The organism is Thalassolituus sp. UBA3500 (genome assembly GCF_002377545.1).
GTDB lineage: Bacteria > Pseudomonadota > Gammaproteobacteria > Pseudomonadales > Oceanobacteraceae > Thalassolituus.
Genome location: NZ_DFQB01000024.1, coordinates 129,485 through 154,527, shown reverse-complemented (window position 1 = coordinate 154,527; position 25,043 = coordinate 129,485). Strand labels below are relative to the sequence as shown.

Genomic DNA, 25,043 nt, shown 5'->3' with positions numbered 1-25,043 from the left:
TTGCTTATGCTTCACTTTGCCCGCTACACCCAAGTTAGTTTCTATCATCTGGCGGTATTGATTGTCTTCTTGGTGCCATTCGCGGCATCGGCAGCGCCGCCACCATTCCCCGACAGTGAATTAATTGATCGTTCCGAAGAAGACGTTTCCCGTTACCGGCTGGTTCTTTCAGAACTGAAACATCAACGCGCGGATACTTTTGGCGAGCGAGAGATGCGTGTGTCTGGTGAGCGCCTGCGTTCCCTTTACAACTTGCCCGACGGTGTCAGTCTTGAAGAAGTCCGCGTGTACTTTCGACGCCAGACCGATGGCCAGAGAGTTCTCTATGAATGTATCGGCATTGATTGTGGCAGCAGTAATTTCTGGGCGAACGACGTGTTTGATGTTTCCAGTCTGGTCAGTAGAGACAAGGACCAGGCGTATTTCGTCACCATTGAGCCCTATGCCGATACTCAGAAGTTGACCATGGTGTATATCTCAATGCGCGGTGGTCGCCAGCCCAAAGTTCTGATTGATCAGGTGGTTACCCGGACGCCACTCAAAATAGGGCAGGTCACTCAAGACGAGGTGCTCGCTTCGTTATCTGTTACTTCGGGGTGGTTGCCAGGCTTTGTCGCTGACAGCCGCGGTGTGAATATCACCGAGAGTCAGATACTTTTTGACGCGGTTCAGGGACTATCGGTTGGTCTTAGATCTCGTCTGCACTTAATGGTGCACTGTTATGATGGTGCCCATATCAAGGACACATTAGAATGCTCTGAAAGATTGGCCGAGCAGGTGCGCAAGGCGTTACCGGGCATTGATGTCCGAGCGCATGGTGCCTTAACTCCTGCTCCTTCGGCTGACCGCCGTCCGGCTGTGCGGTTTACGTTCTGGCCGGGCCGTTAAATCAGATCACTGTCAGGCAGCTGCCTGAGGATAGGAACAGACAACCCGATGAATCACGAGAAAAAAACCGTCGCGCTCGCGTTGGGCAGTGGCGGTGCGCGCGGTTACGCCCACATTGGAGTCATTCAGGCGCTTGAAGAGCGCGGCTATGACATTGTTAAGATTTCTGGCTGCTCAATGGGCGCCATTGTTGGTGGCTTCTACGCTGCCGGCAAGCTTCCTCAATATCGTGACTGGGTAACGAGTCTCGGCTACATCGATGTTTTGAAACTGGTCGATTTCAGCTTGCTATCGGGTGGTGCTATCAAGCTTGAGAAGGTGTACGGGGTGATGGGCGAGTTGCTCGGCGAGATTAATATCGAAGATCTTAATATTCCCTATACATCGGTGGCGACCGATCTGAAGCATGATAAGGAAATATGGTTCCAGCGTGGGTCATTGGTTGAGGCGATGCGCGCATCGGCGGCGATTCCTACGATCCTTGAGCCAGTCATCACCGATGGCATGATGCTGGTAGATGGTGCGGTGCTTAATCCTCTGCCTATTACTCCGTGTGTATCTGCTCACGCGGATCTGATTATGGCGGTCGATATTAATGCTGATGTTCCCACCCCTCAGAATCTCGTTCGTGATGTCGCTGAATCAGAGAGCGAAAAGAAAGCCTGGCTTAATACCGTTATGGATCGTGCTTCTGAATGGCTTGGTAAACGTACCAACGAAGCTCGAAAAGAAGCAGATGAGAATCTCGGTAAATTAGAGACTCTCACCCGGATGTTTGAGGTCATGCAGTCCTCGCTTAGCCGGTTTAAGACCGCAGGATATCCACCTGATCTGTTGATCCGCATTCCCACCGAGAGCTGCGAGATGTACGAATTCTATCGTGCCCAAGAGATGGTGGATCTGGGTTACCAGATTGCGAATGACGCTCTGGATGCTTTCGAGCATGGCCATAGTAGTCTCTATGGTGAGCGGCGCTGCTGATCCTGATACAATATTGCCTTTTTACACGGGCCAGACCTGATGAAATTCGACCAACTTGCTCAGGAAGCCATCAACGAACTGTCTACGTTGCAGGATTTTGTGCGCTGGGCAGTCAGTCGCATGGCGGAACATGAGGTTTACCATGGTCATGGCGCCGATAATCCGTGGGATGAAGCGCTGTATCTGGTTGCGCACGCACTAAACTTACCATGGCAGCTGGCGGACAACTGGCGGTCTTCGAAGCTGACCCGGTCCGAGCGGGAACGTGTTATCGACCTGCTCGGTCAACGTATACACGAAAAAGTACCAACGCCTTATCTCACTGGCGAAGCCTGGTTCTGTGGCAAACCCTATCTGGTGGATGAGCGGGTGCTGGTGCCGCGGTCGCCGATTGGCGAGCTTATCCAGGCGCGTTTTTCGCCCTGGCTCCCTGAAGGTGCAGAGCCTGCGCGTATTCTGGATCTTTGCACAGGTTCTGGCTGTATCGGCATCGCTTGTGCGCACGAGTTCGGCGATGCTCAGGTGGAGCTGCTCGATATTTCGTTTGAGGCCTTAGAAGTCGCTGAGGCAAATATTGGCCTGCACGTCGTTGACGATCGCGTCTTTGCGTTGCAGTCGGATTTGTTTTCTGCAGCGAGTGGACGTTACGACATCATTGTGTCGAATCCTCCTTATGTCGATGCCGACGATATGGCTGAGTTGCCGAAAGAGTATCGCCATGAGCCTGAACTGGCTTTGGCAGCAGGAGAAGACGGTCTGGATCTGGTCAGAATTATGCTGGCTGAAGCCCGGGAGTACCTGACCGACGACGGTATATTTATCCTTGAGGTCGGTAACAGCTTCCCAGCTTTGCAGGCAGCTTACCCCCAGTTGGCTTTCGAGTGGCTTGAGTTTGAACATGGCGGGCACGGCGTCTGTGTTCTGAGAGCGTCAGATCTTGATGTATTAACTGAAGAATTAACAACAGGCGCTTGAGCGCTGCGACGGAAATTTTATGTCTGGTAACAGTTTCGGAAAATTATTCACAGTCACCTCGTTCGGTGAGAGTCACGGACTGGCCCTTGGGGCTATTGTTGATGGTTGCCCACCGGGTATTCCACTGACTGAAGAAGATCTGCAGGCCGATCTGGATCGTCGTAAGCCGGGAACCTCGCGTCACACAACTCAGCGTCGCGAGCCTGATCAGGTGAAGATTCTGTCTGGTGTGTTCGAAGGCAAGACTACGGGTACTCCTATTGGTCTGATCATCGAAAATACAGATCAGCGTTCTAAAGACTATTCGAACATTGCCAAAACCTTCCGCCCTGCACATGCCGATTACGCCTATACGCAGAAGTATGGCTTCCGTGATTATCGCGGCGGTGGTCGTTCATCTGCACGCGAAACTGCGATGCGCGTTGCTGCCGGCGCGATTGCCAAGAAAGTTCTGGCCGGACAGGGCATCGAAGTTCGCGGCTATCTTTCACAATTAGGCCCGATCAAGGCTGAAGCCTTTGACTGGAATGAGGTGCACAACAATCCTTTCTTCTGTCCTGACGCGAGCAAAGTGCCAGAAATGGAAGAGTACATGGATAAGCTGCGCAAAGAGTGTAACTCTATCGGTGCCCGCATCAGCGTCGTAGCGACAGGCGTAAAGCCGGGGCTCGGTGAGCCGATCTTTGATCGCCTCGATGCTGATCTCGCTCATGCACTCATGAGTATCAACGCAGTGAAGGGCGTAGAAATTGGCGACGGTTTCGACGTTGTCGAACAGAAAGGTACTGAGCACCGTGACGAAATGTCACCTGAAGGCTTCTTGAGTAATCATGCAGGGGGCGTACTTGGTGGAATTTCAACGGGGCAGGATATCATTGCGCATATCGCGCTTAAGCCAACCTCGAGCATGGCTCTGCCGGGCCGCTCAGTGGATACCGACGGTAATTCGATTGAGGTAATCACGAAGGGGCGTCACGATCCGTGTGTGGGCATTCGTGCAACACCGATTGCTGAAGCTATGATGGCGATTGTTCTGCTTGATCACCTGATGCGTGATCGTGGTCAGAATGCGGATGTGGTATGTACCACGCCAGTCATTCCAGGCCAGGCACCAGAATAGACACCGGGCTACACTCTCTTAATACCAGCGGGCAGCGCCTGGCCGCTGGTAACTCCAGTTATCATACATGTCTGGTCGTCCGCTGATGCCAGTTTCTCCATCACGCTTTGCGCTGTTTTACGCGCTGTATTTCGCCCTCCTGGGGTGTATTGCTCCGTTCTGGGGGCTTTACCTGAAGCACCTGTCGTTTACAGCTGTTGAGATCGGTAGCCTCATGGCCTTGTTTGGTGTTGTGAGAATTCTTGCACCCAATATGTGGGCGGCTCAAAGCCGACGGTTCCGTGGCCCGGTTCAGATGGTGCGAATGGCTGGGCTTCTGACTCTGATATGCTTTTCTTTGATTTACATGACGCAGAGCTACTTCGGTGTGGCTGCGGTTATGATCGCGTACGGCTTTTTCTGGGCAGCCATGCTGCCGCAGTACGAAGTGCTCTGTATGCAGTCTTTGTCGAATCAAGTTGATCGTTATAGTCGTGTGCGCATGTGGGGGTCGGTTGGCTTTATCGTCAGTGTCGTATTGCTGGGTGCGGTGCTTCAGGCGTTGAGTATCTCAGTGCTACCTGCGGTGATGTGGGCACTCATGTTTTGCATCGTCGGTAATGCCTGGCTGATGCCACACGTTAACCATCCGGTCAAACCTGATAGTCCGACGGACCAGCAGTTCTGGCGACGATTGCTTCAGGGCCCTGTGGCCGGCTTTATTCTTCTTAATGTCCTGCTTCAGCTTTCTTTCGGCCCTTATTACACCTTTTTCAGTATCTACCTGGAGGAGGCCGGCTACAGTGCCAGTCTGACCGGTGTGATATGGGGAGTCGGGGTAATTGCCGAAGTCATTCTGTTCTGGCAGTTCGGACGCATCATGCATCTTCTCAGTTGGAGGGCGTGGATTGTTCTGAGTCTGGCCCTGACGGCCGTTAGATGGACGTTGACCGGATACCTTATCGGATCTCTCTGGGTGCTTCTGCTGTTGCAAATCTTACACGCGTTCAGTTTTGGCGTGATGCATGCCGTATCCATGCGTTACGTTCAGGCACTTTTCCCTGATCATCTTCAGGGTCGCGCACAGGCATTGTACAGCAGTGTCAGTTTTGGCTTAGGAGGTGCAGTTGGTGCCTGGGTCAGTGGCTTGCTCTGGGAGCCGCTGGGTGGCACGCTGGTATTTGTGCTTGCAGGGGGCGCATCTGTGGCCGGTGCGGTCGTAGCCTGGCTTAGTTTGTCCCCTGACGAGCAGCGACAGAGCCGCCAATAACCACAAAAAGGAACACGAAATGAAAGTGAATGTCACATTCGATATGACGCCAGAAGAATTCCGTCGTCTGCTTGGTTTACCCGACGTTCAGCAATTTCAGACAGATGTGTTTGAACAAATGATGGAAAAAATGAAGGCGGGAGAAGAGGGATACGATCCTATGAGTATCTACCAGCCAATGATGGAAAAAGGCATGAGTGCAATGACCAATTTTCAGCAGAATCTGATGTCTATGATGATGGCTGGACAGTCCAAAGACTGACTTAATTGGATAAATTCGGACACAGTGACGGGCAATGTAAGCTTTGCTCATTCCGGTGCGGTTCAAGGGGTGCAATCACCGCTGTGACTGCTACTTTAATCGTACGGCTGTCACCCAAGTGTAATGTTACTTCTGCAGCATGTGGAAGTGACAGTTGTTCTTACCAACCATTGAAGGAGCAAGACCATGCAAGAGAATATTCTTAATGCATTCGCTGAACAGGCAAAAACGATGTACGCGCCTATGTCGAAGTTCAACAGTCTGTTCGTTGAAAACATGGAGAAGCTGACTGAGTATCAGATCAACGCGGTTAAGAGCTACGCTGAAATGGGACTGAGCCAGATGAAATCTGCGGCTGATGTACAGGACCTGGAATCAATGCGTACGTTCGCGTCGTCTCAGGCTGAAGTTGCATCTGGCATGAACAAGAAAATCATGGAAGACGTTAAAACACTGTCTGACATGACTATGGAGTTCAAAACCCAGATGGAAGGCATCATGGAAGAGATGCGTAACACTGCGGCAGAGACTGCGAAAACAACAGCTAAAACTGCAGCGTCGAAAGCCAAAGCGGCTTAATCTGGCGGCTGCAGTAGATAAGGCCACCCTTTGCGGTGGCCTTTTTTGATTGGACGTCTTACTAACTGAGTTGTTTATTAATTGCATGGAGATTGAACGTCGATGAGTGATGTGTCTGAGCAGCTGACGGCTGCAGTTAGCGATTATTATGATATGGCTATACAGGCGGCGGAGCATACCGGCAAAGTTTGGGAAAAATTCATAAAGCAGCCGACCTCAGCAGAAGACCCGGCAGCGTGTGTATTGAACGATTTCTCAGAAGCCCTTAAAGAGCTGGGTGAAGCCATGATGGAGCACCCGGATAAACTTATCGATGACCAGATGGATCTGCTTAAACAGCAGCAGGCGTTATTTCAGTACACTGTGCTTCGCTTGATGGGCAAAGAGGTTGAGCCCGTCGTTGAGCCAGAAAAAGGCGATAAACGATTCAAAAATGCGGAATGGGAAGCCAATCCATTCTTTGATTACCTAAAGCAGCTTTACCTTATTCAGGGGAATACCCTGAAAAAGATGATTGATGATACAGACGGCCTGAGCGATAACGCCCGACGTAAAGTCGAGTATCTGATTCGTCAGTATACAAACGCGATGGCTCCTTCTAATTTCGCCGGTCTCAATCCTGATGTGATCAACAAAACACTTGAAACCGGTGGCGCTAATCTTGCTCATGGCATCGAGCAATTAACGGAAGATCTGGAAGCCAGTGCAAATGGTGCACTGAATGTTGCGATGACGGATACCTCAGCATTTCAGGTCGGCGTTAATGTAGCCACTACGCCCGGAAAAATAGTGTATCAGAATGAATTGATGCAACTGATTCAGTATTCACCAACGACAGAAGAAGTGTTCAAACGACCGCTTCTGGTTGTCCCGCCATTTATTAATAAATATTACATCATGGACCTGCGCGAGAATAACTCGCTGCTTCGTTGGCTGGTGGGTCAGGGACACACGGTGTTTGTCATCTCGTGGGTTAACCCCGGTCCGTCATTGCGCGATAAAGGGTTTGATAATTATCTGCTGGAAGGGCCGGTCGAAGCGTTGAACGTGATCGAGCAGATTACCGGTGAGAAAGACGTTAACGCTATCGGCTATTGCCTTGGCGGAACCCTGCTGTCAGCAACCCTTTCTTACTTGAAGAAAAAGCGCAAAGAGCGTATTAAGTCAGCGACTTTTCTGGCAACACTGATCGACTTTTCTATGCCTGGTGAAATTGGCGTATTTATTAACGAAACGACCATTGCAGGACTAGAAAAGCAAATGGACATGCTTGGCTACTATGATGGTCGCCAGATGTCATTCAGCTTTAACACGCTGCGAGAGAACGATTTGTTCTGGTCTTTCTTTGTGAATAATTACCTGAAAGGCGAGCGTCCGGCAGCGTTTGATTTACTGTACTGGAACACAGACAGCACCAACCTGCCGGCGCGGATGCACTCCTATTATCTGCGCAATATGTACCTGAATAATCGGCTGCGAGAGAAGAATGCACTGGAGGTCGATGGCGTGAAAATCGATCTGTCCGCCGTTAAAGTTCCAACGTATTTTCTTTCGACCTCGCAGGATCACATTGCACTCTGGAAGGCCTCTTATGAAGGTGCCAAAGTGCTGGGAGGTAAACCACGCTTTGTCCTGGGTGGCTCAGGCCATATTGCAGGTGTTATCAACCCGCCAGCGGCTGACAAATACAATTACTGGACTAACGATGCTTTGCCTGACGACAGTGATGAATGGTTCCAGGGAGCTGAGAGCCATCGAGGCTCGTGGTGGCCGGACTGGGAAGCGTGGATTCAGGAGCAGGGTGGTGCAGAGCGTGTACCCGCCCGGGAACCGGGAGACGGCCCGCTGGCGGCCATAGAAGATGCCCCCGGTAGCTATGTTCGTATGCGTATTCAAGACGTTGTTGGGCGTTGAATGGTGTTTGTATGATTCCACTCATAGTTGCTCAGGCAGTTTCTGTCGGAGCAACTTTTGGGTATCATCAAAACCTTAGTCAGCATTGAGAGAAGCTCGTGTCTCAGTTTGATCAGGAATCGATCGTCTACGGCGTGATTCGCCATATTCCTTCCACAGAAGATCTCGCAGCCCGTCGCGAGCGCCGCACCAACTGGGGGGCGATCCAGACCTTACCTGTCGGTTTGGATGATGACTTCTCCCTACTTAAGCGAGAGATGTTTTCAATTTCAGGCGATGATATTTTCAGTGGCGCTTACCAGACTCAGATCATTCACTTTGCCGCCTCATACCGTGCTGTCGAGTATGAATGGGAAAACTGGTTGCGTCAGTTTGAAAGCCTGCTGAAAGCGATGCATTGGGTTTCCGCGACGGTGCACCTTGAGACTGAGTTGTCAGGAAAGCACACCTTCAATTGGCAGGCCGAGCACGGTCATACACCGTCGGACGCTGAACTGCGTATGAGCTGTGAGTGGGAGCGGGAGGGCGCATTTGCCATCTGACTTTCACTCTGGCGATGGACAGGCGCCAGAAGAGGGTGTCATCCGCGTTCCCTATGACCGCCTGTCTGCAGATGCCCTTGATGGCATCATCGAAGAGTTTATCAGCCGTGAGGGCACCGATTACGGCGACTACAACTATTCCTTTGACGACAAAAAAGAACAGGTTCGCGAACAGATTCGTCGTGGACTGGTTGTGATCCTGTTTGACCCCGTCGGAGAAACCTGCCAGCTGGCGCTAGCAAATCAGTTACCGCCGGGGATTTGAACACTCGAATTTATAACTTATTCCGGATTAAATCACGCAACAGAAACCGGTTTGGCGACAAAGCATCGACGACGGTTTGACTGGTACTGACGGCATCGCCTGTCATCTGCTCGGCGATGAGCTCTGCGCATAAAGAAGAGGACGCCAGTCCTCGCGAGCCGTGGCCAATATTCAACCAGACTCCGCTCATCCAGGGCATAGGCTCACGAGGGATACGCTTCGCGTTTTTCGTCATCGGGCGGAAGCATTCTATAAAGGCGTCTTTTTTCACCAGAGGCCCTGCCATCGGCAGATAGTCTGGTGTTGTACAGCGAAAGCCCACACGCCCTCCAATAATTTCAGCGGAGTTCGCAGCCGCTTCCCATTCAGAACCAAAATCACAGAGATGGCTCAGGTTGGTTTGATGATCCGAGTCCCGAAGCTCTGTTTCTTCATCTTTTAAGTTATAGGTAGCACCGAGTACGAGGCGTCCGTTGACTGGCGGTGCCATGTAGCTTCGCGCGCAGAGGACGGTATCAGCCGTTGGTAATGCATCAGCATTAAGATAGGTAAGCTGCCCACGAATTTTTTTGGTTGGCAGGTAGCTATTATCACCAGCAAGTTCATTCGCTTGGTGAGCTGTTGCTATGACGATCGCAGAGGCATCAAGGTCACCAGAATCAGTAGTAATGGTCAGTGCATTCTGCTCGCCAGTGATATTCGTTATTGTCGTGGTGATCAACTGAATATTGGAGTGATTGACGAGGGCTCTGCAAAAATCAGCCGGAGACACCCAGCCGGCCGCTGGGAAGATCAGCCCCTTCTTTTCGCTATCGTACGCTACGAACTCAGCGGGTGGTTGGTGCCGCTCAATAAAGCGTTGCTGACGCACTTCTTCTTTAGCGCTGTAAGCGAGCTGTAGTACACCACAGGCATTCCAGGTTTTATTGTTCTCTGCTGGAGCTCCCAGTATACGCTCGACTTCTTTGAGAGCGAGCAGGTAGGCCTGACGATAAAAATCAGAATGGGTTGCCTGGTCGTCTGCGGCCAGCTTTATGTAAAGTCCGCCCTGTGGATTCCCTGAGGCCCCATTGGCGATACCTTGTGGGTCGCACAGCGTGACCCGGAAACCACGCTCTGCCAGCGCGCGCGCGGTGGTGCAGCCTGCCAGACCGGCACCTGCAACGATCACCTTACTGGCGTTTTCAAGTGGTGCAGGGAACAGCTGCCATGGGAGATGGTTGTGCAACCGGCTTTTCTCTGGGCCAGCAGTTGCTGCATACCTACCTGCGAGCATCTCTCGTTTGCGGCCGAAGCCCGGTACTTTTGAGATGTTAAAACCGGCGCCTTTTAAACCCCGCCTGACTATGCCTGCTGCAGTAAAGGTCGCCACCGTCGGTATTCGATCTGCGCGAGGGTTTCTGCTAATGCGCCGAATCTCAGAAAACAGTGCGTCAGACCACATCGCAGGGTTTTTCGCTGGGGCAAAGCCATCAAGAAACCAGGCGTCTACCGGGCCGTTTAACTCCGGGAGAGCCTGGTGTACGTCATCAAAAATCAGCGTCAAAGAGACCCGCTCATCCGGCCATTTGAGAGTATGGAACCCTCTTAATGCCGGGGGGTAAGCTTCAATAAGCTTTTCTGATAATTCACTAAGCTCCGGCCACAGGGCCAGTGCTTTCTGCAGTTGTTCACGGCTTAACGGGAATTTTTCGATGCTGGTAAAGTGCAGCCAGTTATTCTTGCCAGGAGTGGATTGGAATGCCTGCCAGGTAGCAAGAAAATTGAGCCCGGTGCCAAAGCCGGTCTCAATAATGCGGAAGGGCGCCTGGTGCGACTGCCAGCGCTGCGGGAGGCCATTCTGTTTCAGAAAAACGTAGCGGGTTTCCTCTAAGCCGTTCTCAACTGAAAAGTATGGGTCGTCGAAATCATCAGCCACCGGGAGCCCTTGCTCGTTCCAGGTGAGGTCTGGATGCTTCAGGACCGTATCGGTATCACCCGTGGTTGTTTCTTTGATGCTCAAATTTCTCACCCGTCCGGTTTCTCGGTGCGTATTGTAATAAAGCTGACGAAGGAGCGGTATACTCCCGGTCATGATGATTGAAATAGCAACCGTACTCTTTCCTGTCGTGCTCTGTGCTTTAGTGGGCGCAATATGGGCACACACCCGCACTGGCTACGACAGTGATTTTGTTTCCCGCCTGGTGCTGAATATAGGTGCGCCTTGTCTGATGTTGTCGGTATTGGGGCAGGTCGATATTGATCCACAGGTCTTTGGTCAGACAGCCTTAGCTTGCGTGCTGGTAATGATATTGATGACGCTTCCGGGCATCCTGGTGCCGCGCCTGTTGGGGGACAGTGTTCGTACGTATTTACCGTCCTTTCTTTTTCCTAATGTCGGCAATATGGGGCTTCCCGTTTGCATGTTGGCTTTTGGAGAGCAGGGGCTGGCACTGGCTCTGGCCTTTTTTATGATGCTGTCTGTTGCGCATTTCCCCGTGGGAATTTTGCTTGCAGGAGGCAAAGACGCTGGCGGGCTGGGCGGTGTTGCGCGCATGCCTATTATGTATGCGATCCTACTGTCTGTGATTCTGGTCATAACCGGCGCGCGCTTGCCCGAGTTTCTGAATAACGCAGTTGGGTTAATTGGAGGTATGACCATTCCCCTTATGTTGATTACCCTCGGGGTGTCGCTATACGGCCTGAAGGTGAGTGGGTGGAACAAGGCATTGTTATATAGCCTGATACGCATACTGGGTGGGTTGTCCGCAGGGCTACTGGTTTGCTGGTTTATGGAACTCGAGGGTGTCGCTCGAGGTGTGGTATTGATACAGAGTTCTATGCCGGTTGCGGTATTTAACTATCTTTTTGCGGTTCGCTATAACAAAGAACCCGGCGCAGTGGCCGGGTTAGTTGTTGTATCGACCTTTATGTCGTTTGCGTTTCTGCCGGTTCTCCTGGCACTTTTGCTGTGACAGGGACAGGTTCAATGATCACGGGTCGACCATTCGCTGGCACTTTTAGTTTTCAATTAACGGCGCCGCGGCTTCTTTCGCCTCTTTTTCAACGACGACAGCGCTGTTAATCACGATGTCGTTGGCTGGCTGGTCGCGGCGCCCAACCCGAGTTTCTGCGATTTTATCGACCACGTCCATGCCTTTGACCACTTCACCAAATACCGCGTAGCCATAGTCGCGAACGCCATGGTCAAGGAAGCTGTTGTCTTTGACATTGATAAAGAATTGGCTTGTGGCACTGTCAACGCTTGCGGTGCGAGCCATTGCTACTGTACCGCGTTTATTTTTGAGGCCATTTTTGGCCTCGTTTTTGATCGCTGCACGGGTCGGCTTGCGGTTCATTGAGGCATCGAAGCCACCGCCTTGTATCATGAAGTTCTTGATGACACGGTGAAAGATGGTGCCGTCGTAGTGACCTTCTTCCACATAGGTCACGAAGTTTTCCACAGAGATTGGAGCTTTTTCTTTGTCGAGCGCCAGTTCAATGTAACCTTCACTGGTATTGAGCCCGATATGGATACTCTCTTCTGCATTTTTGTCTGCTGCATTGGCGCTAAATACAGGAAGCGCCAGGAGTGCCAGCATTAGAAACTTACGCATGAAATTTTCCTTTTTTATTAAATGTATCTGCTTTATGCCCAGCCGCTGTTACTACGACGGCCGCGAAGACCCGGTAGAATAAGTCCACCGATAATACCGACGACAATCAGACCGCCGCCGTAGATCAGATAGGAGAGACTTCTGTCGCCACGCAATTCCTGATTTTCCGCTGACAGTGTACTGACCTGAAGTTCCAGCTCCTGCGTTTTTCGCGTCAGCTTTCGTGCTTTTTCGTCAAGTGCGACGGCATTTTCAGAAATAGAGCGGATGCGCTCCAGCTCGCGTTCTAATTCTGTACTGGAGCGGCTGGCATCTGCGCGTTCAGACTTAGCCGTTTCGAGTTCTTGAGTCAGTTCTTTAACCTGGTTCCGGGCTGTAGTCAGTTCGGCTTTGATATTGTCGAGTTCACGATTTGCAAGAATCAGGTTCTCTTTGGCGACAGGCTCGTTAACGAGGTACTGAGTGCGAACGTAGCCTTCAACGCCTTTTGTCGTTTTCACATGAGTGAAGTCACCTTCTTCGCCAAGGTAGATAAGGTGCTCGCCACTCTGAACGACTTTCAGAATCCGGTACTCATTAGATGGGCCAGAGCGTAGCTGGATATACAGTTTATCGGTTACATAGCGCTTTTCGACAGCTTGTGCTGCCTGGCTGGCAAGCATGAGTCCGAGTAGCAGGCTGATCATGTACTTCATTGAGTCCTCCATCACTGATCTTGTTAGTCTTCTTAGCTTCAGTGGGTACTGTTTAAGGTAATACTTTTTTGAACGGTTTGACGACGACGTTTGCGTATACGCCAGCTGCAACGTAAGGGTCGGCATCTGCCCATGCCTGTGCCGCATCAAGTGAGTCAAATTCAGCAACGACCAGGCTGCCAGTGAAGCCAGCTTCACCTGGGTCGTCACTATCAATGGCAGGGTGTGGGCCTGCAATCAGGAGTCGACCTTCGTTTTTCAGCGCTTCGAGTCGTTCAAGGTGGGCTGGGCGGGCTTGTTTCCGCAGTGGCAAGCTGTTTTCTATGTCCTGACTGATAATGGCGTACCACATATTACGGTTTCCTCGTTGTATCACTTATTCTGTTGTTCGGAAGGTATGCACAGGTTTTCTCGTTCACAAGAGAAAATACGGCTCAAAATCGCTTATTCGCTATGTGGCGGCTGTGCATTTACAATGGTCTGCATTATGTCGTAAGCCACCCAGAGCGTCCAATCGTGAACTCCGTGATAGACCTTCACTGCCATACTACTGCTTCCGATGGCAGCCTGAGCCCAGCCGAGCTGGTGGAACGGGCGTCAGATCGCGGTATCCAAACGTTGGCCATCACAGACCATGACACCCTGGAAGGGTTCCGTCAGGGGCGTGAGATGGCTGAAAAAAAGAATCTCCGTCTGATTTCGGGAATCGAGCTCTCCTGTGTCTGGGGCGGGGCTACTATTCATATTGTCGGGCTGGATATGGATGTAGATTCTGCGGCAATTAAGGAAGCCGAGGCGTTTCAGTTGAAGGCGCGCAATGAGCGCTGTGAGTTAATTGCTCAGCGAGTCGGCAAAAAGCTGAAGCAGGATATCTGTATGGACTCGGTTCGTGAGTATGCGGGCAGTGATATTGTGGGTCGTCCCCATTTTGCCCGTTACCTGGTCGATCAGGGGTGGGTACCGTCGATGCAGGCAGCGTTTACGAAGTATCTTGGCTCCGGGAAGGTCGGTGATGTAAAGACCAGCTGGCCTGAGCTAGATCAGGTCGTTCGTTGGATTGTTGATGGTGGCGGCGTGGCTGTGATGGCGCATGCGCATCTTTATAAAATGACCCGAACTAAGCTTCGTGCATGCATGTCAGACTTTAAAGAGGCTGGTGGCTGTGCGCTGGAGGTCGCTTACGGGCAGATGGACAACAATCAGCGTGGTCAGATGACGACGCTTGCTAAAGAAATGGACCTGATGGGCTCATGTGGTAGTGATTTTCATGGGCCTAATCGTTTTGGTCTCGACCTGGGTGTCATGCCAGCGTTCCCTAAGGACGTCACGCCGGTCTGGTCTCTGTGGCAATGAACAACAATTAGTCGTATTGAACTATTGAAGGACTTATTTTGAGCCAGTTTTTTCAGATTCACCCAGAGAACCCTCAGGCACGCCTTGTTAAGCAAGCGGCGGATATAATCCGTGAGGGCGGGCTGGCGGTTATTCCAACCGACTGTGCCTATGCGCTGGCCTGTCGCTTGGGTGACAAGGCCGCGACCGAGCGGGTAATGCGCTTGCGTCAGTTGGGTTCTAAGCATAATTTCACTCTTCTGTGCCGGGACCTTTCTGAGTTATCGACTTTTGCTAAGGTTGATAACACGGAGTATCGATTACTCAAATCGCACACGCCCGGAGCGTTTACTTTTATTCTGCCAGCCACACGAGATGTACCTCGTCTGTTAATGCATCCTAAAAAGCGGACGATTGGTATTCGCGTGCCGGACAACGCGATTGCGATGGCGTTACTGGAAGAAATCGGAGAGCCTCTGATGACCAGTTCGCTTATTATGCCAGGTGATGAATTACCTCTTTCTGACCCTTACGACATACGCGCAACGCTGGAGCATCAGCTTGATGTCGTGATTGACGGTGGCTTCTGTGGTTTCGAAGCAACAACCGTCGTCGACATGACGGGCGACGTTCCTGAGGTTGCACGTCAGGGCGTTGGCGATGCCAGTGCATTCGCCGAGTAATTGAGTTAGAGCACCTCAGTTTCCAGCCCTGTGACTCACCGGTTAAAACCGCTATCATTGCGCCCTTTACGATTGAACGGATGTAACGGGTTCTACCAATGAGCAAACAGCGTGTTTTAACCGGTATCACAACCACCGGGACTCCCCACCTGGGTAATTATGTCGGTGCGATTCGTCCGGCGATTGAAGCCAGCCGTGATACAAATAATGAGTCCTTCTACTTTCTGGCTGATTTCCATGCGTTGATTAAGTGCCAGGACCCAGCAGCCGTTCATCAGTCGACGAAAGAGATTGCCGCTACTTGGTTGGCTCTTGGTCTCGACACCGATAATGCGGTTTTCTATCGTCAGTCTGACATCCCTGAGATTCCGGAACTGACCTGGGTGCTTAACTGCGTCTGTGCGAAAGGGCTCATGAACCGTGCTCACGCATATAAAGCTGCTGTTGATGCCAATGTTGAAGAGGGTGAGGACGCTGATAAAGCCATTACCATGGGGCTGTTCAGTTACCCTGTTCTGATGGCGGCGGATATCCTGATGTTCGGTTCAAATAAGGTACCTGTCGGTAAGGATCAGATTCAGCACGTTGAAATGGCCCGTGATATGGCGCAGCGTTTTAACCATATCTACTGCAAGAAAGAACCATTGCTCACTTTGCCCGACTATCAGGTGGACGAAGACAGTGCCATTCTTCAAGGGTTGGATGGTCGTAAGATGAGTAAAAGCTACGGCAATACCATCCCTCTGTTTCTGCCCGAGAAGAAACTGCAAAAGCATATCAATAAGATTAAGACCAACCTGCTTGAGCCGGGTGAGCCAAAAGACCCGGATACATCGGCCGTGTTCCAGATCTGGAAAGCATTTGCGACTCAAGAGCAGACGGCTGAAATGCGCCGTGCTTTTGAAGAGGGAATTGGCTGGGGTGACGCTAAGAAGAAACTCTTTGCACTGATCAATGAAGAAATCGCCGAGGCTCGCGAGCGCTATGAAGACTTGCTTGCGCGCCCAGCGGACATTGAGGCTGAGCTCCAAAAGGGTGCGGAGAAAGCGCGTGCAGTCAGCAAACCCATGCTGGCACAAGTACGCGAAGCCATCGGTATTTCTGGTCTTAAGTAATCTTGATAGACAGTGATGGTTGCCAGAGCGTGACATCGTTGTCGAGTCAGCGTAAAAACACATCTATACGAAGCAAAGAGAGGAAGCAGGCTTGAGTACAGTGGATCCGCAGAGGCGGGTGGTTTCTGGAATGCGCCCGACTGGCCCTGTGCATCTGGGGCACTATCATGGTGTTCTGAAAAACTGGGTTAAGTTGCAACACGAGTACGATTGCTTTTTCTTTGTTGCCGACTGGCACGCCCTGACGACTGGGTACTCTTCGCCTGAAGACATTGCATCGAGCACCTGGGAAATGGTGGTTGATTGGCTGGCCGCCGGTGTTAACCCAGGCGCCAGTCATATGTTTATCCAAAGCCGAGTACCAGAGCAGGCGGAGTTGCACCTTCTCCTGTCGATGATCACGCCGCTCGCATGGTTAGAAAGGGCACCCGCCTATAAAGAGTTTATCGAGTCGAATCGTGAGCAGGACAAAGCCAGCTACGGTGTACTGGGTTATCCGCTGCTGCAAAGTGCGGATGTGCTCGCGTATCGCGCTGGTCTGGTACCGGTGGGGGCAGATCAGACGCCTCATGTCGAACTGGCCCGCGAAATAGCACGTCGGTTTAATCACTTGTACGGCTCAGAAGAAGATTTTGCTGCCAATGCAGAGGCGGCAATCAGGAAATTGGGCAAGAAGACCGGAAAGCTTTATACCGAGCTGCGTCTTGCACATACACGTCACGGTGACACAGACGCTTTGGCCACCGCTCAGGCATTGATTCGTGAGCAGAATAAGCTGACGCTGTCAGATAAAGAGCGACTGCTTGGGTATCTTGAAGGAGACAGTGTTGCCATCCTTCCGGAACCTCAGCATGTGCTGGCAGACCAGGCTGCGAAGATGCCAGGGTTGGATGGTCGTAAAATGTCGAATACCCACGATAATATTATTCCTCTGAGAGCAGAACCCGAGGTGGTAGAGAAGGCACTCCGTAACATGCCGACAGACCCTAACCGGGTAAGGCTTGCGGACCCTGGTACGCCAGAAGCCTGTGCTGTCTGGCAGTTTCATCAGGTGTACACCGAAGGGGCTGAACTTATTGAAGTGCACGATAAGTGCAGCAGTGCTGGCTGGGGCTGTATTGAATGTAAACAATGCGTTGCTGACAAGATCATTGCTCAGCAAGCACCAATCAGACAACGGGGCCGGGACTTCGAAGAGAATATTGACCTGGTGCATAGCATCATCGCTGAAGGTACAGAGCGTGCGCGGGATGCTGCCCGGGCAACGCTAGAAGAGGTGCGTGATGCGATGGACTTAGCCTATCGCTGAGATCACTATGGAAGAAAACGGATCAGAGAAAACGAGTAAAGCCCGTCAGAGCGAAATGCCGTTTGCACTCGTGCAGGGGCAGCCAATGACGCAACTGCCACTCGATCTGTATATTCCACCTGACGCTCTGGAAATTATCCTCGAACAGTTTGAAGGGCCGCTGGACCTGCTGCTCTATCTGATCCGTAAGCAGAATCTCGATATCCTTGAAGTGCATGTCGCGGATATCGTCGAGCAGTACATGCAATACATCAATATGATGCAGGCGTTGCAACTTGAGCTGGCTGCTGAGTACATGGTGATGGCGGCCATGCTGGCCGAGATAAAAAGTCGTATGCTGCTACCCAGGCATAAAGCAGAGGGTGAGGATGGTGAGGAAGAAGACCCGAGAGCAGAGCTGATTCGTCGCCTGCAGGAATACGAGCGCTTCCGCACAGCGGCGGAGCAGATTGATGAGCTTCCCCGACTTGAACGCGACATCTTTGTTGCCGATGTTGATGCCCCTGACAGAATTCAGGAACGTATTCACCCGGATGTTGATATGCGTGAAATCATGCTGGCTATGGCTGCGGTTATGCGGCGGGCAGAGCGCTTTGAACATCATGAGATTGAGCGCGAGCAGCTCTCAACCCGTGAGCGAATGGCTGATATTCTCGAAAAACTGAAAGGGGGGCATTTTGTTCCTTTCAGTCAGCTGTTTGCACCGGAGGAGGGTAAGCTGGGCGTTGTGGTCAGCTTTCTGGCGATACTGGAGCTGATCAAAGAGCGCTTACTTGACCTCGTTCAGCATGAGGTGCTCGGCGTGATACATGTAAAGTTGAGGGGGACGGATGAGCACGCCACCGCTTAAGAACATACTTGAAGCAGCCATGATGGCCGCCGGTGCCCCATTGTCTGTTGAGCGGATGAAAACCCTGTTTGCGGAGGGTATGGAGCCGACATCGTCTGAGCTTCTTGATGCGATAGTTGAATTGCGCAAAGACCTTCTCGGACGTGGAATCGAGGTGTCAGAGGTCGCTTCTGGCTTTCGTTTACAGGTTCGTAGCGACGCGGCTCCATTTGTTGCTCGTTTGTGGGAGGAGAAACCTCAGCGATATACGCGGGCTTTGCTTGAGACACTGGCCTTGATCGCGTACCGTCAGCCGGTTACTCGCGGCGACATTGAAGATGTCCGTGGGGTGGTGGTCAGCAGTTCGACAATTCGTACACTGCTGGAGCGTGATTGGGTTCGTGTTGTCGGGCACCGAGATGTGCCTGGCCGTCCGGCCATGTATGCTACTACGAAAGAGTTTTTAGACTATTTTGGCCTTCAGTCGCTGGAGGATCTGCCATCTTTAATGGAGATTCGCGAACTGGAAGACACCAGCCGCCGACTTGAGTTAGGCGATGATGCTGAGGCGCGACGGCCAACGCCTGATCGTTACGATTTTACCAGTGACGAAGAGCGCGAAGAGCGCGGTGCAGAAGTGCTCAGTCAGACGGAAGATGATCTGGCAGCCGCGTCGGCCCTGGTCGATAAAGTAGAAGACAACGTATTCGAACCGGTTGAAGGCAAGGCCGGTAAAGGCGAACCGCGTAAGGTCCGTGATCTGGGGCAGATATTGCAGCGACTCGAAGAACAACATTCTACTGCGGAGGAAACCGCGGTAGATCATGGTGAAACACAACGCAGTGGCGAACATGATGACGCTACTGCACAGGAAAAAGAATCTGACAATGAATGAGCGTATTCAGAAATTACTGTCACTGACGGGGGTCGCTTCTCGTCGGGAAGCCGAGCGCTGGATAGCAGATGGTCGCGTTACAGTGAATGGTGAGCGGGCCAAGCTCGGAGACAGAGCGGGGCGTAATGATGATATCCGCGTTGATGGGCGTGCGGTATCTGTTGAAGAAGCAGGGGTCAATACCCGTGTGATCGCCTACAACAAACCCGTAGGTGAAGTCTGTACTCGTGATGACCCTGAAGGTCGACCGACCGTTTTTGACCATCTGCCGAAAACAAAGAATGAGCGTTGGATCAATGTCGGCCGCCTCGACATCAATACCAGCGGTCTGTTGCTTTTTACCACCGACGGAGAGCTGGCGAATAAGCTGATGCACCCATCCAGTGGTGTCGACCGCGAGTATGCGGTGCGAGTTCGTGGTGATGTTGATCAGGACATGATTAACCGCCTGAAAGAGGGCGTACTACTCGAAGACGGCATGGCAAGCTTTACCGACGTTCGATATTTTGATGGTGAAGGTCAGAATAAGTGGTACCACGTTGTTCTCATGGAAGGCCGGAACCGCGAAGTGCGTCGCCTTTGGGAAAGCCAGGAAATTACAGTCAGTCGTCTGAAGCGTGTTCGTTATGGCTGTATCTTTATGCCTGCGAATGTTCCGGTTGGGACCTGGGTCGAGCTTGGGCAAAAAGAAGTGAACGATCTTTATGATCTGGTGGATCTGCGTCGTCGCACCGTGAAGAAGTTTGTCGGTAAAGAAAAAGAGCAGTATTTGCGTCAGATGCGCCGACAGAAAGTTCGCCAGACTGCGAGTCGCAGAAAGCGGTAATCACACCTGCGCAAATTGAAAAAGCCGTGCATTGCACGGCTTTTTTGTTGCGGCTTGATCGGGTTGGTCAGTGGCCGCTGCTCTCTTTACTAGCTTCTTTACTTGGCTCCTGGCCTGGCTCTTCGTTGGCGTTGCCCTGGCGCGTGTATTCGATATCAAGGTCGCTGATAACGCGATTACGGCCGCTGTCTTTGGCGACATACAGTGCGGTATCGGCCCGTGATACCAGTTCTTCTGTATCGTCGCTTGCTTGTAGCGTTGCACAGCCAATGCTGGCGGTAACCTGCAGCTTATCTTTCTTACCTGCGAACGACAGTTGACCAATACCCATGCGCACACGTTCGGCAATACGCAAAGCACCGGACTGGTCTGCATTGCTCAACATAATCAGAAATTCTTCGCCACCGTAGCGGAAGCACATGTCGGTCTGGCGAATGCAGCCGGTCATGGCTTTCACCGCTTCTTTCAGAACTTTATCACCCATGCTGTGACCAAATTCGTCGTTCACTTGCTTGAAGTGATCAAGATCGATCATCAGCACAGAGAGAGGCTGGTCGTGACGCTTAGAGAGTTCGACTTCACGGCTGAGTGTTTTGTCGAGTGCGACCCGGTTACCGGCACCTGTGAGAGGGTCCCTGAAGGCCGCGGCCAATGCCTCGTGATACCGAAGCGCATTGCGCAATGGGTATACCAGGGTTGTCATTAAGCCTTCAATATTAGCCAGTTCGTGTTCGCGGAAGCGAGTAGAGCGATGGAACGTCATATCACCCATGTAATCCTGTTGCGTCTGAAGTCGGTAGTTGGCGGTATGCAGGCTGTTTCGCCCAACCGCTAATGTTGTGTTGGTAGGCTCGTGATGAAACGTCAGGCCGTCGACCAGAACCGCCTGTTGAATTTCTTCGAGAAAAATCTCAAGTAACTGACTTAATTCGAGCGTGGTCTGCAATTTGCCAGACAGGCGTAACAGCACTTCAGGGCGGATATCCGGCCGGGGTGCCAGATCCCCGAAAGGTGTAATGACCTTGTCGTCTCGCAGTTCCGCTCTGCCATTCATTGGGCTGACCATGAGCTACCTCATACATTGGTGATATCAATGTGAGGTAATAAGCGATTTCTGTGCCAGTGTTTTAAAATCTTAAAAGTTGTTTTAAAACAAATGGTTATGAGCTTTTTCAAGCATGGAGAAAATTTTACGCCAGTTCATTGACGAAAAAAGCGGCAAAATCGAGCCAAATTGATGACTAAGTTTGCCGCCGGAAGGATCTCGTTTACTTTGGCTGCGCGTCCAGGCTTTGTCCGTGTGTTCCAATCGACGCTGGGCTCATCAGGTGCAGGTACAGATCCATGATTTCTGAGGCCGGTTTGACCGTCGCAGGGTTCTCGGCAGGGTACGCTGAGGCACGCATCCCTGTTCGCGTCGCGCCGGGATTAATGCAGTTCACTCGGATATTGCTGGTGTTCTCAAGTTCTTGTGCAGCGACCTGCATGAGGCCCTCAGTCGCGAATTTAGAGACAGAATACGCGCCCCAATAGGCCCTGCCTTCACGTCCTACGCTGCTGGTGGTGTAGATTAAGGACGCGTCTGCGGGGGCTTCACGAAGTAGCGGAATCAGGTGTTTAGTTAGCAGAAACTGGCCGTTTACGTTGATTTTCATCACTTTCTGCCAGGTATCCCAGTGGTAGTTGTCGAGCATCGTACGTTGCCCCAGAACGGATGCGTTCAGGAGCGCACCGTCGAGGTGGCCGAAGTGGGTGCCGATGAGCTGAGCAAGTTCGATAAACAGGCTCTCGTCTTCTGACTCAAGATCAAACGGCAGTACGGCTGCCTGTGGCAGGCCTTCGGCCTCGATCAGGTCGTAGGTGTCGTTCAGTGCCTCTTCTGTGCGGCCGAGCAACAGAACGGTAGCACCCGCTCTGGCGTATGTCAGAGCGGCTTCGCGACCAATACCATAACCACCGCCTGTCACTAATATGACGCGATTCTTTAAGGTGTGCTCTTTATCTGCGGTCATTTTCTGTTTTCCGTTTGATTCTCTGATAAGTCATTGGGCTTCTGTGCGACAAGGGTGGCAACTGCCGGTCAGGCTTTGCCGCTCAGGAGGACCGTAATTTCATTGGGTTCACTGACATAATGATCAGCTTGCCAGGCCTGAGGATCTTGAGATTCCTCAATATAACCAAACAGTGCGGCAATACTGGTCATTCCAGCGGCTTTGGCAGCGTCGATATCGCGAATATGATCACCGACATACCAGCAGTTGGATGGATGCACATTCATCTGGGACGCGCATAGCAGCAGGCTATCTGGTGCTGGCTTGGTTCTCTCAACATCTTCCGGGCAAACGACGAACTCACATGCCAGTGGCATTCTTGCTAGTAAAAGGTCGGTATACAGACGTGGTTTATTGGTGACGATACCCCACGGAATGGAATTGCGCTGCAGTTCATTAAGGAGCGTAGTAAACCCAGGAAAGAGCTGCGCTTCCTTGCCCACGGTATTCTCATAGCGATCTAACAAGCGTTGACGATAGTTCTGGATATCCGGGTGGCTCCGCTCTATCTCCCAGGTCAGGCAGGCCAGCGCTACTCCACCGTTGCTTACCTGTTCGCGGATGACGCAATCAGTGAGGGCGGGCAGGCCTTCTTCTTGTCGTAGAGAGTTTACGACACTGAAAAAATCTAAGGCGGTATCGACCAGGGTACCGTCAAGATCAAACAGTACTGCTTCCGGTGTCATACTTCTTCCCGGCGGGTCGCAACGAGATAGTTTACGTCTACATCCTGATCTTTGAGGCTGTACTCCTGCGTGATCGGATTGTAGATCATGCCCGTCATATCAAGTACCGAGAGGTCTGCGGCCCGGCACCAGCGTGTCAGTTCGCTGGGTTTGATGAACTTGTCGTAGTCGTGCGTTCCTGCAGGAAGCATACGCATGATGTATTCAGCCCCAATGATGGCCATGGCGTACGCTTTCGGATTCCGGTTAATGGTTGAGAAGAACACCATGCCGCCGGGTTTTACCAGTTTATAGCAGGCCCGAATAATAGAAGCAGGGTCTGGCACGTGCTCGAGCATTTCAAGGCAGGTTACGATGTCGAACGCGGCTGGCATTTCGTCGGCGAGCTGCTCCACAGGTATTTGCTGGTACTTCACAGTGACACCGCTCTCAAGCGCATGCAGTTTAGCGATATTGAGAGGGGCTTCTCCCATATCAATGCCGGTTACGTCTGCGCCGCGTTGCGCCATGGCTTCACTGAGGATGCCGCCGCCGCAGCCGACATCGAGTACTTTTTTACCAGCGAGAGATGCGTGACGGTCAATGTAATTGGTTCGCAGCGGGTTAATGTCATGGAGAGGTTTGAACTCACTCTCACGATCCCACCAACGGGAGGCGAGGGCCTCAAACTTGGCGACTTCAGCACGATCTACATTCAGTTTTTTTAGTTCAGTCATAAGGTGTCCGCTGTTCTGTTCCGCTTTTAGACTCTGGTCTGTTGTGCCTTTCGTGACAACCGGTCAGGGGTAAATCTTGCTTTGCCACAGTCGTGTATTTTCGAGTATCTGGCTGGCGTCGATGGATGTCAGTTCACCCTTACTCAGTCGAGCTTTACCTGCCACCCATACGTATTCCGTGTAACGGCTGCTGTCGGTATAGACAAGCTGTGACGCGGGATCGTACATCGGGCTTTGCGTGAGTTCGCTCATACGCACCGCCTGCAGGTCGGCGTACTTGTTAAGCTCGATTGAGCCTGTCAGCTCATCAATGCCAAGTGCTCTGGCACTGCCGATGGTTGCCATTTTCAGAGCAGCCATGGCGGGAAGGGAGGCCGCGTCGTTTGCGACCGCCTTTGCCAGCATGGCTGCTGTTTTCATTTCACCCTGAATATTCAGGTCATTGTTGCTGGCGGCACCGTCTGTACCGATACCTACGTTGACCCCTTCGTTCAGTAGGGTTCCGACGGGGCAAAATCCGCTGGCCAGTTTCAAATTTGATTCCGGGCAGTGAACAACACTGGCTCCGGTTTGTCTGAGAATGTCGATATCGATTTCGTCTATCTGAGTCATGTGCACGCAGCTGACACTTTCGTTAAGGAAGCCCAGCTCGGCCAGTCTTTGGGTCGGACGCATCCCCCGTTCTTCAATGCTCTGGCTTACTTCGAATCCGGTCTCATGAAGGTGAATCTGAACAGGCATCTGCAGTTGGCTGGCGGTGGTTGCGATCTCTTTCAGGGGCTCGTCTGAGACTGTGTAGGGGGCGTGTGGACCAATGCCTACATGGGCCAGCGGTTGGTGGCGGTACTTGCTGTGAACATCCAGAGTTTTGCGAATATATTCGTCGGCGTTCTGAGCAAAGTTTGTCGGAAAATCCAGCACTGGCGTGAGGCTGACGGTTCTTATGCCGGCATCAATCGCTGCCTCTATGCTGTCGCCCGAGTAGAAATACATGTCGGCGAAGGTTGTCGTGCCGCAGCGTAGCATTTCTGCAATGGCAAGTTGGGTGCCCTGGTAAACGAAGTCACCACTGACCCACTGCGCTTCCGCCGGCCAGATGTGATCCTGAAGCCACGTCATAAGAGGCCGGTCGTCGGCCAGACCACGAAACAGAGACATGGCTGCATGTCCGTGAGCATTGATGTAACCGGGCAGAAGTACATGCTCTTCAAGCTTTATGTGCTCTTTTACTTCCGGGCCCAGCTCGCTCTGGGGTTGAAGCCCGACAATCCGACCGTCGGTGATGTACACCGAGTAGTTTTCGAACACTTCGTTGTTGTCGCCAAGGGGCAGTACCCAGCGAGCATCAATACGCAGATCAGCCTGCATGGTGCTTCCTCTTTCGCTTTGCCCGCGATTATAGCGAATGCAGTGGGCTGGGTGCGAATTGTTCCGCAGGGCTGGCTGTTAATTGAACAGTAGGGAACGTCTGTTCAGAAGCGAAAACGCCTCAGAGGGCCATTCAGGAGCTCTCATTAGGTATCAGCTCGATTTGT

Annotated in this window: 27 protein-coding genes; 18 read left to right on the top strand and 9 right to left on the bottom strand. The window is 52.0% G+C overall.

Annotated elements, in window-relative coordinates:
- Nucleotides 1–6 precede the first annotated feature (6 nt).
- The 10 genes from B2R29_RS05760 to B2R29_RS05715 all read left to right on the top strand — a co-directional run bounded on the left by B2R29_RS05760 (nt 7) and on the right by B2R29_RS05715 (nt 8,775).
- A complete protein-coding gene (locus B2R29_RS05760; protein WP_301180182.1) occupies nt 7–888 on the top strand; it encodes a DUF4892 domain-containing protein in 882 nt (293 codons plus the stop codon).
- A 48-nt stretch (nt 889–936) separates the two neighbouring features.
- Nucleotides 937–1,869, top strand: a complete 933-nt coding sequence (locus B2R29_RS05755) for a patatin-like phospholipase family protein (RefSeq protein ID WP_301180181.1) — start codon at nt 937–939, stop codon at nt 1,867–1,869.
- Nucleotides 1,870–1,908: 39 nt separating this feature from the next.
- On the top strand, nt 1,909–2,844 hold the full coding sequence (gene prmB, locus B2R29_RS05750; RefSeq protein WP_301180180.1) for a 50S ribosomal protein L3 N(5)-glutamine methyltransferase: 936 nt from the start codon (nt 1,909–1,911) through the stop codon (nt 2,842–2,844).
- Between the two features lie 19 nt (nt 2,845–2,863).
- A complete protein-coding gene (gene aroC / locus B2R29_RS05745; RefSeq protein ID WP_301180179.1) occupies nt 2,864–3,964 on the top strand; it encodes a chorismate synthase in 1,101 nt (366 codons plus the stop codon).
- Nucleotides 3,965–4,031: 67 nt separating this feature from the next.
- Nucleotides 4,032–5,213 carry an MFS transporter gene (locus B2R29_RS05740; RefSeq protein ID WP_301180178.1) on the top strand — a complete coding sequence of 394 codons (1,182 nt, stop codon included), beginning with the start codon at nt 4,032–4,034 and terminating at the stop codon, nt 5,211–5,213.
- Between the two features lie 19 nt (nt 5,214–5,232).
- Nucleotides 5,233–5,475: a DUF6489 family protein gene (locus B2R29_RS05735; protein ID WP_301180177.1), complete on the top strand. Its 243-nt coding sequence runs from the start codon at nt 5,233–5,235 to the stop codon at nt 5,473–5,475.
- A gap of 186 nt (nt 5,476–5,661) precedes the next feature.
- The gene (locus B2R29_RS05730; protein WP_068436212.1) at nt 5,662–6,054 is read left to right on the top strand and encodes a phasin family protein; all 393 of its coding nucleotides are present in this window, start codon (nt 5,662–5,664) and stop codon (nt 6,052–6,054) included.
- Nucleotides 6,055–6,156: 102 nt separating this feature from the next.
- The gene (phaC, locus tag B2R29_RS05725) at nt 6,157–7,968 is read left to right on the top strand and encodes a class I poly(R)-hydroxyalkanoic acid synthase (protein ID WP_301180176.1); all 1,812 of its coding nucleotides are present in this window, start codon (nt 6,157–6,159) and stop codon (nt 7,966–7,968) included.
- 98 nt (nt 7,969–8,066) lie between these two features.
- Nucleotides 8,067–8,510: a hypothetical protein gene (locus B2R29_RS05720; protein WP_301180175.1), complete on the top strand. Its 444-nt coding sequence runs from the start codon at nt 8,067–8,069 to the stop codon at nt 8,508–8,510.
- Nucleotides 8,500–8,775, top strand: coding sequence for a YheU family protein (locus tag B2R29_RS05715; RefSeq protein ID WP_301180174.1), 276 nt, complete (start codon nt 8,500–8,502; stop codon nt 8,773–8,775). The genes B2R29_RS05720 and B2R29_RS05715 overlap by 11 nt, the downstream gene beginning before the upstream one ends.
- A 10-nt stretch (nt 8,776–8,785) precedes the next feature.
- Here B2R29_RS05715 and mnmC read toward each other — a convergent pair whose 3' ends face one another.
- On the bottom strand, nt 8,786–10,777 hold the full coding sequence (mnmC, locus tag B2R29_RS05710) for a bifunctional tRNA (5-methylaminomethyl-2-thiouridine)(34)-methyltransferase MnmD/FAD-dependent 5-carboxymethylaminomethyl-2-thiouridine(34) oxidoreductase MnmC (RefSeq protein WP_301180173.1): 1,992 nt from the start codon (nt 10,775–10,777) through the stop codon (nt 8,786–8,788).
- A gap of 70 nt (nt 10,778–10,847) precedes the next feature.
- On the opposite strand from mnmC, the gene B2R29_RS05705 reads away from it, so the two are divergent.
- Nucleotides 10,848–11,729, top strand: coding sequence for an AEC family transporter (locus tag B2R29_RS05705; protein WP_301180172.1), 882 nt, complete (start codon nt 10,848–10,850; stop codon nt 11,727–11,729).
- A gap of 45 nt (nt 11,730–11,774) precedes the next feature.
- Here the strand turns inward: B2R29_RS05705 and B2R29_RS05700 are convergent, their stop codons facing one another.
- The 3 genes from B2R29_RS05700 to B2R29_RS05690 are packed head-to-tail and all read right to left on the bottom strand — an operon-like array spanning nt 11,775 to nt 13,418.
- On the bottom strand, nt 11,775–12,371 hold the full coding sequence (locus tag B2R29_RS05700; protein WP_414716603.1) for a peptidylprolyl isomerase: 597 nt from the start codon (nt 12,369–12,371) through the stop codon (nt 11,775–11,777).
- A gap of 32 nt (nt 12,372–12,403) precedes the next feature.
- The gene (locus B2R29_RS05695) at nt 12,404–13,066 is read right to left on the bottom strand and encodes a TIGR04211 family SH3 domain-containing protein (protein ID WP_301180171.1); all 663 of its coding nucleotides are present in this window, start codon (nt 13,064–13,066) and stop codon (nt 12,404–12,406) included.
- A gap of 52 nt (nt 13,067–13,118) precedes the next feature.
- On the bottom strand, nt 13,119–13,418 hold the full coding sequence (locus B2R29_RS05690) for a YciI family protein (protein WP_301180170.1): 300 nt from the start codon (nt 13,416–13,418) through the stop codon (nt 13,119–13,121).
- A gap of 164 nt (nt 13,419–13,582) precedes the next feature.
- On the opposite strand from B2R29_RS05690, the gene B2R29_RS05685 reads away from it, so the two are divergent.
- From B2R29_RS05685 to rluB, 7 genes are all read left to right on the top strand, one after another.
- Nucleotides 13,583–14,419 (top strand): PHP domain-containing protein, encoded by an 837-nt coding sequence (locus tag B2R29_RS05685; protein ID WP_301180169.1) that lies wholly within the window; start codon nt 13,583–13,585, stop codon nt 14,417–14,419.
- A gap of 38 nt (nt 14,420–14,457) precedes the next feature.
- A complete protein-coding gene (locus B2R29_RS05680) occupies nt 14,458–15,081 on the top strand; it encodes an L-threonylcarbamoyladenylate synthase (RefSeq protein ID WP_301180168.1) in 624 nt (207 codons plus the stop codon).
- 98 nt (nt 15,082–15,179) lie between these two features.
- Nucleotides 15,180–16,196 carry a tryptophan--tRNA ligase gene (locus B2R29_RS05675; RefSeq protein WP_068439571.1) on the top strand — a complete coding sequence of 339 codons (1,017 nt, stop codon included), beginning with the start codon at nt 15,180–15,182 and terminating at the stop codon, nt 16,194–16,196.
- A 91-nt stretch (nt 16,197–16,287) separates the two neighbouring features.
- The gene (locus tag B2R29_RS05670; protein ID WP_301180167.1) at nt 16,288–17,505 is read left to right on the top strand and encodes a tryptophan--tRNA ligase; all 1,218 of its coding nucleotides are present in this window, start codon (nt 16,288–16,290) and stop codon (nt 17,503–17,505) included.
- A 7-nt stretch (nt 17,506–17,512) separates the two neighbouring features.
- Nucleotides 17,513–18,355, top strand: coding sequence for a segregation and condensation protein A (locus tag B2R29_RS05665; RefSeq protein ID WP_301180166.1), 843 nt, complete (start codon nt 17,513–17,515; stop codon nt 18,353–18,355).
- The gene (gene scpB, locus B2R29_RS05660) at nt 18,336–19,229 is read left to right on the top strand and encodes an SMC-Scp complex subunit ScpB (RefSeq protein ID WP_301180165.1); all 894 of its coding nucleotides are present in this window, start codon (nt 18,336–18,338) and stop codon (nt 19,227–19,229) included. The genes B2R29_RS05665 and scpB overlap by 20 nt, the downstream gene beginning before the upstream one ends.
- Entirely contained in the window at nt 19,222–20,055 is an 834-nt protein-coding gene (rluB, locus tag B2R29_RS05655) for a 23S rRNA pseudouridine(2605) synthase RluB (protein WP_068439579.1), read from the top strand. The genes scpB and rluB overlap by 8 nt, the downstream gene beginning before the upstream one ends.
- 67 nt (nt 20,056–20,122) lie before the next feature.
- Here rluB and B2R29_RS05650 read toward each other — a convergent pair whose 3' ends face one another.
- From B2R29_RS05650 to B2R29_RS05630, 5 genes are all read right to left on the bottom strand, one after another.
- Nucleotides 20,123–21,109, bottom strand: coding sequence for a GGDEF domain-containing protein (locus B2R29_RS05650; protein ID WP_301180164.1), 987 nt, complete (start codon nt 21,107–21,109; stop codon nt 20,123–20,125).
- Between the two features lie 214 nt (nt 21,110–21,323).
- Nucleotides 21,324–22,067, bottom strand: a complete 744-nt coding sequence (locus B2R29_RS05645) for a YciK family oxidoreductase (RefSeq protein ID WP_301180163.1) — start codon at nt 22,065–22,067, stop codon at nt 21,324–21,326.
- A 68-nt stretch (nt 22,068–22,135) separates the two neighbouring features.
- A complete protein-coding gene (locus B2R29_RS05640) occupies nt 22,136–22,792 on the bottom strand; it encodes an HAD family hydrolase (RefSeq protein ID WP_301180162.1) in 657 nt (218 codons plus the stop codon).
- Nucleotides 22,789–23,508 carry a bifunctional 2-polyprenyl-6-hydroxyphenol methylase/3-demethylubiquinol 3-O-methyltransferase UbiG gene (gene ubiG / locus B2R29_RS05635; protein WP_301180161.1) on the bottom strand — a complete coding sequence of 240 codons (720 nt, stop codon included), beginning with the start codon at nt 23,506–23,508 and terminating at the stop codon, nt 22,789–22,791. The genes B2R29_RS05640 and ubiG overlap by 4 nt, the downstream gene beginning before the upstream one ends.
- 63 nt (nt 23,509–23,571) lie before the next feature.
- On the bottom strand, nt 23,572–24,876 hold the full coding sequence (locus tag B2R29_RS05630; RefSeq protein ID WP_301180160.1) for a TRZ/ATZ family hydrolase: 1,305 nt from the start codon (nt 24,874–24,876) through the stop codon (nt 23,572–23,574).
- Nucleotides 24,877–25,043: the final 167 nt, after the last annotated feature.

Excerpts from the sequence above, each read along its gene's own strand:
- B2R29_RS05760 (WP_301180182.1), top strand. The coding sequence starts at position 7 with ATGCTTCACTTTGCCCGCTACACCCAAGTTAGTTTCTATCATCTGGCG.
- B2R29_RS05755 (WP_301180181.1), top strand. The coding sequence starts at position 937 with ATGAATCACGAGAAAAAAACCGTCGCGCTCGCGTTGGGCAGTGGCGGT.
- prmB (WP_301180180.1), top strand. The coding sequence starts at position 1,909 with ATGAAATTCGACCAACTTGCTCAGGAAGCCATCAACGAACTGTCTACG.
- aroC (WP_301180179.1), top strand. The coding sequence starts at position 2,864 with ATGTCTGGTAACAGTTTCGGAAAATTATTCACAGTCACCTCGTTCGGT.
- B2R29_RS05740 (WP_301180178.1), top strand. The coding sequence starts at position 4,032 with ATGTCTGGTCGTCCGCTGATGCCAGTTTCTCCATCACGCTTTGCGCTG.
- B2R29_RS05735 (WP_301180177.1), top strand. The coding sequence starts at position 5,233 with ATGAAAGTGAATGTCACATTCGATATGACGCCAGAAGAATTCCGTCGT.
- B2R29_RS05730 (WP_068436212.1), top strand. The coding sequence starts at position 5,662 with ATGCAAGAGAATATTCTTAATGCATTCGCTGAACAGGCAAAAACGATG.
- phaC (WP_301180176.1), top strand. The coding sequence starts at position 6,157 with ATGAGTGATGTGTCTGAGCAGCTGACGGCTGCAGTTAGCGATTATTAT.
- B2R29_RS05705 (WP_301180172.1), top strand. The coding sequence starts at position 10,848 with ATGATGATTGAAATAGCAACCGTACTCTTTCCTGTCGTGCTCTGTGCT.
- B2R29_RS05700 (WP_414716603.1), bottom strand. The coding sequence starts at position 12,371 with ATGCGTAAGTTTCTAATGCTGGCACTCCTGGCGCTTCCTGTATTTAGC.
- B2R29_RS05695 (WP_301180171.1), bottom strand. The coding sequence starts at position 13,066 with ATGAAGTACATGATCAGCCTGCTACTCGGACTCATGCTTGCCAGCCAG.
- B2R29_RS05690 (WP_301180170.1), bottom strand. The coding sequence starts at position 13,418 with ATGTGGTACGCCATTATCAGTCAGGACATAGAAAACAGCTTGCCACTG.
- B2R29_RS05675 (WP_068439571.1), top strand. The coding sequence starts at position 15,180 with ATGAGCAAACAGCGTGTTTTAACCGGTATCACAACCACCGGGACTCCC.
- B2R29_RS05665 (WP_301180166.1), top strand. The coding sequence starts at position 17,513 with ATGGAAGAAAACGGATCAGAGAAAACGAGTAAAGCCCGTCAGAGCGAA.
- scpB (WP_301180165.1), top strand. The coding sequence starts at position 18,336 with ATGAGCACGCCACCGCTTAAGAACATACTTGAAGCAGCCATGATGGCC.
- rluB (WP_068439579.1), top strand. The coding sequence starts at position 19,222 with ATGAATGAGCGTATTCAGAAATTACTGTCACTGACGGGGGTCGCTTCT.
- B2R29_RS05650 (WP_301180164.1), bottom strand. The coding sequence starts at position 21,109 with ATGAATGGCAGAGCGGAACTGCGAGACGACAAGGTCATTACACCTTTC.
- B2R29_RS05645 (WP_301180163.1), bottom strand. The coding sequence starts at position 22,067 with ATGACCGCAGATAAAGAGCACACCTTAAAGAATCGCGTCATATTAGTG.
- B2R29_RS05640 (WP_301180162.1), bottom strand. The coding sequence starts at position 22,792 with ATGACACCGGAAGCAGTACTGTTTGATCTTGACGGTACCCTGGTCGAT.
- ubiG (WP_301180161.1), bottom strand. The coding sequence starts at position 23,508 with ATGACTGAACTAAAAAAACTGAATGTAGATCGTGCTGAAGTCGCCAAG.
- B2R29_RS05630 (WP_301180160.1), bottom strand. The coding sequence starts at position 24,876 with ATGCAGGCTGATCTGCGTATTGATGCTCGCTGGGTACTGCCCCTTGGC.